This window comes from Agromyces sp. NPDC004153, from assembly GCF_053603635.1.
In genome coordinates this window covers 565,570-577,410 of sequence record NZ_JBSGFY010000001.1, presented here as the reverse complement: position 1 = coordinate 577,410, position 11,841 = coordinate 565,570, and the positions used below count along the sequence as shown (strand labels likewise).

Sequence of the window (11,841 nt, the reverse complement as noted above, 5' to 3'; positions counted from 1 at the left end):
ACATGGCCGACGACGCGGTGAAGCAGGCACAGGAGGCGGCGGCTGCCGCGGCGGCAGCAGCCGAGGCGCTACAGGCGCAGGCGCAGGAGGCGATCCGCAAGGCCGAGGAGGCGGCGGCGCTCGCCCAGGCCGCGCTCGACGCGCAGCAGGCCGCAGCGGATGCCGCGGCGACGGCGAAGGCGACGGCGGATGCCGCGGCGACCGCCACCGCCGCGCCGACGCCCGCACCGCCCGCGCCGACGCCCGCACCCGCCGCACCCGCCGCACCCGCGGCATCCGGCCCGCTCGACGCCGACCAGGTGGCCGCGATCCGCGGCGGCTACGCGTTCGAGGGAGCGGCGCTCGAGATGGGCGCCCTCGTGAACGGCGACGCGATGCCCGACGTTCCGGTGCGCATCCCGCTCGCGATGACGAACCGACACGGCCTCGTCGCCGGCGCGACCGGCACGGGCAAGACCCGCACGCTGCAGGTGCTCGCCGAGCAGCTCGCCGCGAACGGCGTCGCGGTGTTCGCCGCCGACATCAAGGGCGACCTCTCGGGCATCGCGACGCCCGGGGAGGGCAACGAGAAGCTGCTGAAGCGCACCGAGGGCATCGGGCAGGCGTGGAGCGCGGCATCCTTCCCCGTCGAGTTCTTCTCGCTCGGCGGCATCGGCACGGGCGTGCCGATCCGCGCCACGGTCGCGGGCTTCGGTCCGCTGCTGCTCAGCAAGGTGCTGGGCCTCAACGACACGCAGGAGTCGAGCCTCGGGCTCGTCTTCCACTACGCCGAGAACAACGGCCTCGCGCTGCTCGACCTCGAGGACCTCCGAGCCGTGCTGCAGTACCTCACGAGCGACGAGGGCAAGTCCGAGCTCGAGGGGCTCGGCGGGCTCTCGAAGGCGACCGTGGGCGTGATCCTGCGCGAGCTCGTCGCGTTCGCCGAGGCCGGTGCCGACGTGTTCTTCGGAGAGCCTGAGATCGACACCGCGGAGTTCCTGCGCGTGGCATCCGACGGACGCGGCATCGTGAGCCTGCTCGAGGTGCCCGGCGTCGCCGATCGGCCCGCGCTCTACTCGACGTTCCTCATGTGGCTGCTCGCCGACCTGTTCAACGACCTGCCCGAGGTCGGCGACCTCGACAAGCCGAAGCTCGTGTTCTTCTTCGACGAGGCGCACCTGCTCTTCAACGACGCGTCGAAGGACTTCCTGGCGCAGGTCGTGCAGACCGTGCGACTCATCCGCTCGAAGGGCGTCGGGGTCTTCTTCGTCACGCAGACCCCGAAGGACGTGCCGGCCGACGTGCTCGCGCAGCTCGGCTCGCGCGTGCAGCACCAGCTGCGGGCGTTCACGCCCGACGACGCGAAGGCGCTGCGGGCGACCGTCTCGACCTACCCGAAGTCGGGCTACGACCTCGAGGAGGTGCTCACGACCCTCGGCACCGGCGAGGCGATCGTCACCGTCATGAACGAGAAGGGCGCGCCGAGCCCGGTCGCCTGGACCCGCCTGCGAGCCCCGCAGGCGCTCATGTCGCCGACGCCCGATGCCGCGATCGACGCCGTGATCGCCGCCTCGCCACTGACCCCGAAGTACGCCTCCGCCGTCGACCGCGAATCGGCGCACGAGCTCCTGACCGCGAAGATGAACGCCGCCGCGGCCGCCGCTCGGGCCGCCGAGGATGCCGCGGCGAAGGCCGAGGCCGACGCCGAGTTCGCGAAGCAGCAGGCCGCCATCGAGAAGCAGCGCGCCAAGGAGGAGAAGGCCGCGCAGGCCGAGTACGACCGCCTCATGAAGCGCACGTCGGGCACCTCGCGGTCGACGTCCACGCGCTCGCGGGCGGCCGACAAGTCGGTCCTCGAACAGGTCCTCGGCTCCAAGGCCACACGCGACGTGCTCACGAGCGTCGTCGAGGGCATCTTCGGCACCCGGCGGCGCCGGTGACGGCCGAGCGCACGGATGCCGCGGTCGGCGACCCGCGCGTCGCGGAGACGGCCCCGGCGCAGCCGTTCATCCGTCCCTACCGTCGCGAGGACCGTGACGCCGTGTTCGAGATCTGCCTGCGCACGGCCGCGGGCGGCGGCGACGCGACCGGCGTGTACTCCGACGACGCGCTGATGCCCGAGGTGTTCGCGCTGCCGTACGTGGAGTACGACCCCGGGCTGGCGTTCGTCGTCGACGACGGGAACGGTCGGGCACTCGGCTACATCCTCGGCGTGGCCGACACCCGGGCGTTCGTGGAGTGGTGGCAGCGCGAGTGGGGGCCGGCGTTCCGCACGCGGCATCCGCACGCAGGACCCCCGACCGGCCGGAACCCGGGCTACACCGAGGAGCAGCTGCTCGCGGCGGGCGCCGACCCGAACCGCATGCTCATCCCCGAGGTCGACGCGTACCCGGCGCACCTGCACATCGACCTGCTGCCGGACCTGCAGGGACAGGGCTTCGGGCGACGGCTCGTCGACACGCTGCGGGCCGCGCTCGCCGAGCGGGGGATCGCGGCCGTGCACCTCGGCATGGATCCGGCGAACACCGCCGCGCGAGCGTTCTACGACCGGCTCGGCTTCCACGAGCTGCCGTCGAGCCGGCCCGACGCGCCGCTGCTGGGCATCGCGACGAGCTGACGCGGTCAGCGGCTGAGCGAGCGGCGCTCGAACCAGTAGAGCAGCTCGGGGTCCGTCTGGCGCAGCTCGGCGAGCGTCACCGGCTCGGTGCGCACGGTCTCCTCGGTGCCGAGGATGCGGGCGACGCGATCCATGGTCGCCGTGTTCCAGAAGCGCCCGCGCATGCGGAAGACACCGCGGCCGTTGCGACTCACGACGAACAGCTCCTGCGAGGTGTCGAGGCTGTTCGAGCGGTAGAGCTGCACGCGCAGCACGCCGGCGATGTCGCGAGCGGCCACCGTGTACGTGCCGCCGAAGAACCCGCGCTCCACGATGCCGTAGGTGCTGATGGACGCCTGTGTCCGCTGGTAGGCGACCCACGCGGCGATGATGAGCGCCGCGATGATCGCCGCGGTCCACGCCACGACGGGCCAGGCGCCGCTCGGATCGAGCAGCCAGAGCTCGGCGGCCAGCAGCGGAAGCACCAGGGCCACGAAGGGGAGACCGATGCTCCACCCGAGAGTGCGACGCGGCCTCAGGGTGAACACCCTGAGGCCGTCGCCCCTTACTGTCGACGGCCCGGCGGAGGAGCCCCCTGCGTCCCCACTCCTCGTGTCCATCGGTGCCGTTGACATCACTCACATCATCGAACGAGGGAGGTCGAACCGCTATTCGGCATTAATGAGGACACGGGCCGGATCGGGGTGCGGAGCAGGCGCGGGGCGAAACGACCCTGACAACCGCGAAACCCCCGAACCTGCGGCTCAGGGGTCTCGATGCGGGAGCGGATGGTGCGTGGCGGAGGATGGGGGATTCGAACCCCCGAGGGCTTTCACCCAACACGCTTTCCAAGCGTGCGCCATAGGCCACTAGGCGAATCCTCCTGGGACCCCTCACGCACCCGCCAGAGCCCGGTTACCCTTGCTGCGTCTCCGCCCTGGGGGAGTTGGCCTGGATGGCGCCACGTGAGGAGCCTGAGCCAGTCTACCCGAGCCGGAGGGGCTCGATGAACGGCGGGGCCCCGTGGCATCCGCTCGCCCCACTCGCGCTGGGATTTCACCCGGAAGACCCGGCGCCCGCGGCATCCGTCGCCCTAGGCTGGAGCCCGTGGCGCACCGCATCTACATCTGCTCGGCCGAGGGCAACACGGGCAAGTCCACCGTCGCACTCGGCGTGCTCGACACCCTCGCGCGGCGTGCGACCCGCGTCGGCGTGTTCCGGCCGATCGCCCGCACGACCGAGGAGCGCGACTACGTGCTGGAGCTGCTGCTCGCGCACGACGGCGTCGTGCCGCTCGAGTACGAGGACGCGGTGGGCGTCACCTACGACGACGTGCACGCCGATCCCGACCAGGCGCTCGCCACCATCGTGCGGCGGTTCAAGGCCGTCGAGGAACGCTGCGACGCGGTCGTCGTCATCGGGTCCGACTACACGGATGTCGGGAGCCCGACCGAACTGGGATACAACGCGCGCATTGCCGCCAACCTCGGCGCCCCCGTGCTGCTCGTGCTCGGCGGCCGCGTCGGACAGGGCCGCGCGCCGTCGGAGCGCCTCGGCCACGCGGACTCCCGCACGGCCGACGAGCTCGCCCAGCTGACCGAGCTCGCCATCGAGGAGCTCGCCCGCGAGCACGCGAGCATCCTCGGCATCGTCGTGAACCGCGCCGACCCCGACCGGCTCGCCGAGATCGTCGAGCAGGTGGGCTCGGCGGCGCGCTGGGACATCGACGCGGTGACCGGACGGCAGGCGCTCGCCAAGGAGTCCATCGCCGTGTGGGCGATCCCCGAGGACCCGTTCCTCGTCGCACCCTCGATGCGCGCGATCCTGCGCGCCGTCGACGGCGAGCTGTACGCGGGGGATCCCGACCTGCTCGAGCGCGAGGCGCTCGGCGTGGTGATCGCCGCGATGTCGATGGACCACGCGCTCGAACGCCTCATCGAGGGCTCGGTCGTGGTCGTGCCGGCCGACCGCAGCGAGGTGCTGCTCGGGGTGCTCACGGCGCACGCGTCCGCGACCTTCCCGTCGATCGCGGGCATCGTGCTGAACGGCGGTTTCCCGCTCTCCGACGCGGTGGAGCGGCTCATCGAGGGCCTGAAGGCCGGACTGCCGATCATCCGCACCGAGCTCGACACGTACCACACGGCGCTCGCCATCACGCAGACCCGCGGACGGCTGGCCGCCGATTCGCAGCGCAAGCGCGACACCGCCCTGGCGCTCTTCGAGAAGCACGTCGACGAGCACGCGCTCCTCGACCTGCTCGACGTGGCGCGGCCCGAGGTCGTGACGCCGCTCATGTTCGAGTACGGGCTGCTCGAGCGGGCCCGCCGCGAGCGCAAGCACATCGTGCTGCCCGAGGGCTACGACGACCGCATCCTGCGCGCCGCGGCGACGTTGCTCGCGCGCGACGTGGCCGACCTCACGATCCTCGGCGAGGAGATCGAGATCCGCTCCCGCGCCATCGGGCTCGGCCTCGACATCTCGCGTGCGACCGTGCTCTCGAACCACGACCACGTGCTCGTCTACCGGTTCGCCGACGAGTACCACCGGCGGCGCCAGCACAAGGGCGTGACGCTCGAGCAGGCGCGCGAGACCGTGCAGGACGTGTCGTACTTCGGCACCATGATGGTCGCGCTCGGGCTCGCCGACGGCATGGTCTCGGGCGCGGTGCACACGACCGCGCACACGATCCGGCCGGCGTTCGAGATCATCAAGACCCGACCCGGCGTCGACGTCGTGTCGAGCGTGTTCCTCATGGCGCTCGCCGACCGCGTGCTCGTCTACGGCGACTGCGCCATCGTGCCCATGCCCACCTCCGAGCAGCTCGCCGATATCGCGATCTCGTCGGCCGCCACGGCAGCCCAGTTCGGCATCGAGCCGCGCGTCGCGATGCTGTCGTACTCGACCGGGGAGTCCGGCTCCGGTGAGGACGTCGAGAAGGTGCGACGCGCGACCGAGCTCGTGCGCGAGCGCGCCCCCGAGCTCGCGGTCGAGGGTCCGATCCAGTACGACGCCGCGGCCGACGCTGCGGTGGCGCGCACGAAGCTCCCCGAATCGGATGTCGCGGGCCGTGCGACGGTGTTCATCTTCCCCGACCTCAACACGGGCAACAACACGTACAAGGCGGTGCAGCGCTCGGCGGGCGCCGTCGCCATCGGACCCGTGCTGCAGGGCCTCAACAAGCCGATCAACGACCTCTCGCGCGGCGCGCTCGTGCAGGACATCGTGAACACCGTGGCCATCACGGCGATCCAGGCGGCGGATGCCTCGTGAGCGTCGTCCTCGTCATCAACTCGGGCTCCTCTTCTCTGAAGTACCAGCTCATCGAGGCCGAGGGCGGCACGACGCTCGCCACCGGGCTCATCGAGCGGATCGGCGACGCGAACGGCGGGCATGCGAAGCACCGCGACGAGACGACGGATGCCGCGGCGGGCACCTGGGAGGCCGACGTCGACGTTCCCGACCACTCGGCCGCCTTCGACGTGATGCTCGACGCGTTCGCGAGCACCGGACCCTCGCTCGAGGCGAACGCGCCCGTGGCGGTCGGACACCGTGTCGTGCAGGGCGGCGCCCGCTTCTTCGAGCCGACCGTGATCACCGATCTCGTGAAGATCAACATCGATGAGCTCGCGCCCCTCGCTCCGCTGCACAACCCGGCGAACCTCGAGGGCATCGAGGCCGCGCAGCGCGCCTTCCCCGACGTGCCGCACGTCGCGGTGTTCGACACGGCGTTCCACCAGACGATGCCCCCCGCGGCATACACGTACGCCATCGACCGGGCCGTCGCGGCCAAGCACCGCGTACGTCGGTACGGCTTCCACGGCACGTCGCACCGCTACGTGTCGCGGGCGGCCGCCGAGTTCCTCGGCCGGCCGATCGAGGAGCTGCGCATGATCGTGCTGCACCTCGGCAACGGTGCGTCGGCCTGCGCCGTGTCGGGCGGCCGTTCCGTCGAGACGAGCATGGGCATGACCCCGCTCGAGGGGCTCGTCATGGGCACGCGGTCGGGCGACATCGACCCGGCGGTGCTGCCGTACCTGCAGCACCGTGCCGGCTTCGACGCGAACGGCATCGACGACCTGCTCAACAAGCGCAGCGGCATCCTCGGCCTCGGCGGCCATCGCGACATGCGCGACCTCGTCGCCGCGAGCGAGGACGGCGACGACGCGGCCACGCTCGCGCTCGAGGTGTACACGCACCGCATCCGGTCGTACGTCGGCGCGTACGCGGCCCAGCTCGGACGTGTCGACGCCATCGTGTTCACCGCCGGCGTCGGCGAGAACGCCGCGCTCGTGCGCGAGTGGTCGCTCGGCGGGCTCGAGGGCTTCGGGGTGGAGGTCGACGTCGAGGCGAACCGCGAGCGGGGGAGCGGGGCGCGGCGCATCTCGACGGATGCCTCGCGGGTCGCGGTGCTCGTCGTGCCGACGAACGAGGAGCTCGAGATCGCGCGGCAGACGCTCGAGGTCGTCTCGGTCGTCGAATAGCTTCGCGTTGCGCGCGGCGCTACCCGAGACACGTCCGCAAGGACAGTTGCGCAAGAAGCATTGTGCAAGAACCCTTGCAGAGCTAGCATGAGGGCATGGCCGAACACGGAAGCTCCATCGACCTCCACGAAGCGGGTCCCATGCGGGCCCTCGCGCACCCGCTGCGGCTGCGCATCCTCGGGCTGCTCCGCGTGGAGGGTCCGAAGTCGGTCGGCATGCTCGTCGAGGCGACGGGCGCGGCATCCGGGTCGGTGAGCTACCACCTGGCGACCCTTGCGAAGCACGGCTTCGTGGTGCCGGCGCCCGAGCTCGAGCGCGACGGCCGCGAGCGCTGGTGGCGCGCCGCCCACGAGATGACGAGCACGCGCAGCGAGGAGTTCCTCGACGATCCCGAGCGTCAGGAGGCCTCCGACGCCATGCGCCGCACCGTGCTCGACTCCTATCACCGTGAGCTGCTCGAGGCGCTCGATGCAGAGATGACGCTCGAGCCCGAGTGGGTGGCGGTCTCCGACTCGTCCGACGGGGCGGCGCAGCTCACGCTCGAGGAGTTCCGCGAACTCAGCGCCGAGCTCGCCGCCGTGCGCGAGAAGTGGTGGGCGAAGGGCCGCGAGCCGCGACTCGGCACGCGCTCGGTGCGCTGGATGACGCACACGTTCCCGAGGACCACGCGATGAGCGCCACGACCGACTCGGCCACGTCCGCGACCGCCGAAGCGATGACGCACGACGCGACGGATGCCCCGCGCCGGCGCCTCCCGATCCTCGCGCTCTTCGCGGCCCAGTTCTTCTCGCTCTCGGGCAACGCCATCGCGATGATCGCCGTGCCGATCATCGCGCTCACCGAGACCGGATCGCCGCTCGCCGCGGGGGTGGCCGGCGTGTTCGCGACCGTGCCGCTCGTCATCGGCGGCGCCCTCGGCGGAGTGCTCGTCGACCGCTTCGGCTACCGGCTGTCGAGCATCGTCGCCGACGTCGCGAGCGGGGTCACGATCATCGCGATCCCGGTGCTGTGGGCCACGGTCGGCCTCCCGTTCGGCGTGCTGCTCGCGCTCGTGTTCCTGGGCGGCCTGCTCGATCCGCCCGGCGACACCGCCAAGACCGTGCTCGTGCCCGACCTGGCCGCCCTGGCTCGGATGCCGCTCGCCCGCGCCGCGGGCGCCCAGTCCACCGTCCAGCGCACCGCGACGATGGTCGGCGCCGGCACGGCGGGCGCGCTCGTCGCCCTCGCCGGGCCCGCACCTGCGCTCATCGTCGACGCGATCGGGTTCGCGATCTCGGCGCTGCTCGTGCTGTGCTTCGTCCCGCGGCGCATCGCGGGGGGCGCGGCCGCCGCCGATGCCGACGCAGCGGCGATCGCCGAGGGCACGGAGGACGCGTCCGCGAAGGGCGGCTTCGTCGCCGGCATCCGCTTCATCGCGGTGCATCCGCTGCTGCGCGCCATCGTGCTGCTCGTCACGCTCACGAACGCGATCGACGCAGCAGGCATGACCGTGCTGAAGCCCGTGTACGCGACCCGCGTGCTCGACGACCCGGCCGTGCTCGGGTTCATGGTCGGATGCTTCGCGGCCGGCGCGCTGGCCGGCTCGGCGCTCTTCGGGCTCGTGGCGCACCGCTGGTCGGGGCGCCCGATGTTCGCCGTCTGCTTCGTGCTCGCGGGCACGCCGCCCTACCTCGCGATGGCGCTCGGCGCGCCGCTGCCCGTGCTCCTGCCGGTGCTCGCGGCATCCGGACTCGCGGCCGGCGCGCTGAACCCGATGATCGCCACCGCCATGTACGGCGAGGTGCCCGACGGCATGCGTGCCCGGGTGTTCGGCGCGACGACCGCCGGGGTGGCGGCGTCGATGCCCCTCGGCGCCCTCCTCGGCGGCCTCTCGGTCGACGCGTTCGGCATCACCGCGACGGTCGCGGGCGCCGCGCTGCTCTACCTCGTGCTCGGCGGGAGCCCGCTGTTCCTGCGCTCGTTCTCGGGCCTGACCGCCGCTCGCGCGCACGGGAGCGCGGCCGCCGCCGAATCGACGACCGATACGCCCGAGGTCGCTGCCGAGGCATCCGCGGCCCAGCTCACGCCCGGCGAGTGAGGCAGCCGCCGCGACGGAGCGACCCGCCCGCGTTCGTCAGCCGACGAGCCGGGCGCAGTCGATGCAGAGCACGGCCGTGGGACGCGCGTCGAGCCGCCCGACGGTGATGCGCTTGCCGCAGCGCTGGCAGATGCCGTAGCTGCCGTCGGCGATGCGGGCGAGGGCGCGGTCGACCTCGGCCAGCTCGGCCCGCACGTCGGCGAGCACCGCGGTGCGCTGCGACCACTCCTGCGTCATGGTCGGGCCCTCGGGGTCGTGCTCGTCGTCGGCCGTAGCGTCGGACCTGGCGGTGCGCACCTCGGCCATCGCGTCGTCGAACTCCGCGAGGCGCTCCTCGGCGTCGGCGCGTTCGGCCATGAGCCGTGCCTCGAACCGTGCGAGCTGCGCCGGGGTCATCGTCGTCGCCGTCATCTCGCCCCTTTCAGGATGATCACCGCATGCTACGCCCTGCCACCCCCATCGGGCTGTCAACGCCCCGGACGCCGTGTCGGATGGGGACAACGTCACGACCACGTCGCCCGCACGCGCCCGATTCAGCCTTCACCTGTCCCCAGTTCGGGGGGTCACCCCGGCTCATGCGCCGTCACAGGGCGCGCGCCATGCGAGTATGAATCCGCATGCGTCGGTTCGGGTGAAGTTGCCCTCGTGCCGGCGTTGCGTCGTGTCTGGGAAGGAAAACACGTCTTGGAACTCCGCGACTATGTGCGCATCCTGCACAAGAATTGGGTGCTCATCGTCGCATGCCTGCTCCTCGGCGTGGCGGCGGCTGCGGCGTACTCGATCGTCGTGACGCCGAAGTACGTGGCGACGACCGAACTCTACGTGTCGGTGAGATCCGGTGACTCCGCCGTGACCGGCGACCTCGTCCAGGGCACGAACTTCGCACGCCAAGCGGTGACGAGTTACGTGGACGTCGTCGACAGCGCAATCGTGCTCGACCGCGTGATCGCGGAGCTCCAACTCGACCTCTCGAGTGCCGACCTCGCAGAGCAGGTCGAGGCGAGTTCCCCGCTCAACACGGTTCTCGTGCACATCGCCGTGACGAACAGGGACCCCGAGCTCGCCGCCGAGATCGCGAATGCCACGGGGCGCAACTTCGCCGACGTCGTGGTGAATGACCTCGAGAAGCCCGAGGGCGATCTCGCGAGCCTCGTGAAGATCGAGCCAATCCAGCCCGCCGTGGTGCCCGCTGCAGCGTCGAGCCCGAACGTCCCGCTGAATCTCGCGCTCGGGGGGCTCGTCGGCCTCGCGATCGGCATCGGCATCGCCGTGCTGCGCAGCGTGCTCGACACCCGCATCCACTCGCTGCACGACATCGAGCAGATCACCGACAAGCCGCTGCTCGGCGGCATCGCGCTCGACCCCGACGCATCGTCCCGCCCCCTCATCGTGCACGCCGACCCACGGAATCCTCGGGCGGAATCATTCCGCAGCCTTCGCACGAACCTGCAGTTCGTAAACGTCGAAGGCGGCCCGCGCAGCTTCGTCATCTCGAGCGCCGGCCCCGGCGAAGGCAAGTCGACGACCACGGCGAACCTGGCGATCTCCCTCGCCGAGACCGGGGCGAAGGTAGCACTCATCGACGGCGATCTTCGTCTTCCGAAATTGGCTGAATATCTGGGCCTTGAGGGGGGTGTCGGCCTCACCGACGTGCTCATCGGCCGGGCCGAGCTCGTCGACGTGCTGCAGAAGTGGGGTCGCGGTCATCTCTACGTGCTCCCGAGCGGTCGCATCCCGCCGAACCCGAGTGAACTCCTCGGCTCCGCCGCGATGGCCAACGTGCTCAACGCCCTCACGGCCCAGTTCGACTACGTGCTCATCGATTCACCGCCGCTCCTGCTGGTGACGGATGCTGCGGTCGTCTCCAAGCTCGCGGGTGGCGCGATCCTCGTCGCCGCCTCAGGTGCGACGAAGAAGCAGGAGCTCGCCGGCGCGGTGCGCGCACTCGAGGCGATCGGGAGTCGCCTGCTGGGAATCGTGGTGACGATGCTGCCGACGAAGGGTCCCGACAGCTACGGCTACGGCACCTACACGTACGGCGTCGCCCACGACATCGACGTCGTCTTCGACGGCGGCGACACCCGCGCGAGGAGCCACCGCGCATGACCTTCACCATCCTCACGGTGTGCTCGGGGAACATCTGCCGTTCGCCGATGGCAGAGCAGCTGCTCCGGGCCGGTCTCGCGGGCATCGACGGCATCACGGTCGGAAGCGCGGGCACGATCGCACTCGTCGACGAGGGAATGCCACACGAGGCGCAAGTGCTCTCGACGCGTTTCGGGGCCGGGGATGCCGCGGCACACCGCTCACGTCAGCTCGACGAACAGCTCATCCGTGACGCCGACCTCGTGCTCGGCATGGCACGCGAGCATCGACGCGCGGTGGTCGAGCTGGTGCCGGCGGCCACGCGACGGACGTTCACGCTGCGCGAATTCGGACACCTCGCGGCATCCGTGACGGATGCCGACCTGGAGGACTCGGGTTCGCCGCTCGACGACGGCAGTATCCGGACGCGATTGGGTGCCGCCGTGGTCGCGGCAGCGTCACTTCGCGGTGTCGTCGTTCCGTTCGCGTCGCCAGACGACGCCGATGTCATCGACCCCTATCGTCGGTCGGGCGACGTCTACGAGCTGTCGGCGTCGCAGCTCGTTCCCGCTGTCCAGAGCACGGTGGCGCTACTCTCCCGCGCCGCCCAGCGGACATAGCCA

General features: G+C 71.3%; 10 protein-coding genes, 1 tRNA gene and 1 other RNA gene. 8 read left to right on the top strand and 4 right to left on the bottom strand.

The window, feature by feature from the left end:
- Positions 1-2: 2 nt before the first annotated feature.
- On the top strand, positions 3-1,919 hold the full coding sequence (locus tag ACWEOH_RS02735) for a helicase HerA-like domain-containing protein (protein ID WP_452028026.1): 1,917 nt from the start codon (positions 3-5) through the stop codon (positions 1,917-1,919).
- Complete coding sequence (locus ACWEOH_RS02730) at positions 1,916-2,596, top strand: GNAT family N-acetyltransferase (protein ID WP_452028024.1); 681 nt, start codon at positions 1,916-1,918, stop codon at positions 2,594-2,596. Before ACWEOH_RS02735 ends, ACWEOH_RS02730 begins: the two co-directional genes overlap by 4 nt.
- Positions 2,597-2,601: 5 nt before the next feature.
- Here the strand turns inward: ACWEOH_RS02730 and ACWEOH_RS02725 are convergent, their stop codons facing one another.
- The 3 genes from ACWEOH_RS02725 to ffs form a co-directional block, all read right to left on the bottom strand.
- Complete coding sequence (locus ACWEOH_RS02725; protein WP_452028023.1) at positions 2,602-3,069, bottom strand: hypothetical protein; 468 nt, start codon at positions 3,067-3,069, stop codon at positions 2,602-2,604.
- A 302-nt stretch (positions 3,070-3,371) separates the two neighbouring features.
- Positions 3,372-3,459 (bottom strand) — tRNA-Ser (locus ACWEOH_RS02720).
- An RNA gene (ffs, locus tag ACWEOH_RS02715) (signal recognition particle sRNA small type) lies at positions 3,457-3,553 on the bottom strand. The genes ACWEOH_RS02720 and ffs overlap by 3 nt, the downstream gene beginning before the upstream one ends.
- 129 nt (positions 3,554-3,682) lie before the next feature.
- Here ffs and pta point away from each other — a divergent pair.
- The 4 genes from pta to ACWEOH_RS02695 all read left to right on the top strand — a co-directional run bounded on the left by pta (position 3,683) and on the right by ACWEOH_RS02695 (position 9,133).
- Complete coding sequence (gene pta, locus ACWEOH_RS02710; RefSeq protein WP_452028021.1) at positions 3,683-5,845, top strand: phosphate acetyltransferase; 2,163 nt, start codon at positions 3,683-3,685, stop codon at positions 5,843-5,845.
- The gene (locus ACWEOH_RS02705) at positions 5,842-7,056 is read left to right on the top strand and encodes an acetate/propionate family kinase (RefSeq protein ID WP_452028020.1); all 1,215 of its coding nucleotides are present in this window, start codon (positions 5,842-5,844) and stop codon (positions 7,054-7,056) included. The genes pta and ACWEOH_RS02705 overlap by 4 nt, the downstream gene beginning before the upstream one ends.
- A gap of 95 nt (positions 7,057-7,151) precedes the next feature.
- A complete protein-coding gene (locus ACWEOH_RS02700) occupies positions 7,152-7,730 on the top strand; it encodes an ArsR/SmtB family transcription factor (RefSeq protein ID WP_452028019.1) in 579 nt (192 codons plus the stop codon).
- Entirely contained in the window at positions 7,727-9,133 is a 1,407-nt protein-coding gene (locus tag ACWEOH_RS02695; RefSeq protein ID WP_452028018.1) for an MFS transporter, read from the top strand. Before ACWEOH_RS02700 ends, ACWEOH_RS02695 begins: the two co-directional genes overlap by 4 nt.
- Before the next feature lie 36 nt (positions 9,134-9,169).
- On the opposite strand, the gene ACWEOH_RS02690 is transcribed toward ACWEOH_RS02695, so the two are convergent.
- Positions 9,170-9,544 (bottom strand): TraR/DksA family transcriptional regulator, encoded by a 375-nt coding sequence (locus ACWEOH_RS02690; RefSeq protein ID WP_148732121.1) that lies wholly within the window; start codon positions 9,542-9,544, stop codon positions 9,170-9,172.
- Between the two features lie 273 nt (positions 9,545-9,817).
- On the opposite strand from ACWEOH_RS02690, the gene ACWEOH_RS02685 reads away from it, so the two are divergent.
- The gene (locus tag ACWEOH_RS02685; RefSeq protein WP_452028016.1) at positions 9,818-11,239 is read left to right on the top strand and encodes a polysaccharide biosynthesis tyrosine autokinase; all 1,422 of its coding nucleotides are present in this window, start codon (positions 9,818-9,820) and stop codon (positions 11,237-11,239) included.
- On the top strand, positions 11,236-11,838 hold the full coding sequence (locus tag ACWEOH_RS02680) for an arsenate reductase/protein-tyrosine-phosphatase family protein (protein ID WP_452028014.1): 603 nt from the start codon (positions 11,236-11,238) through the stop codon (positions 11,836-11,838). The genes ACWEOH_RS02685 and ACWEOH_RS02680 overlap by 4 nt, the downstream gene beginning before the upstream one ends.
- The last annotated feature ends 3 nt before the right edge of the window (positions 11,839-11,841 follow it).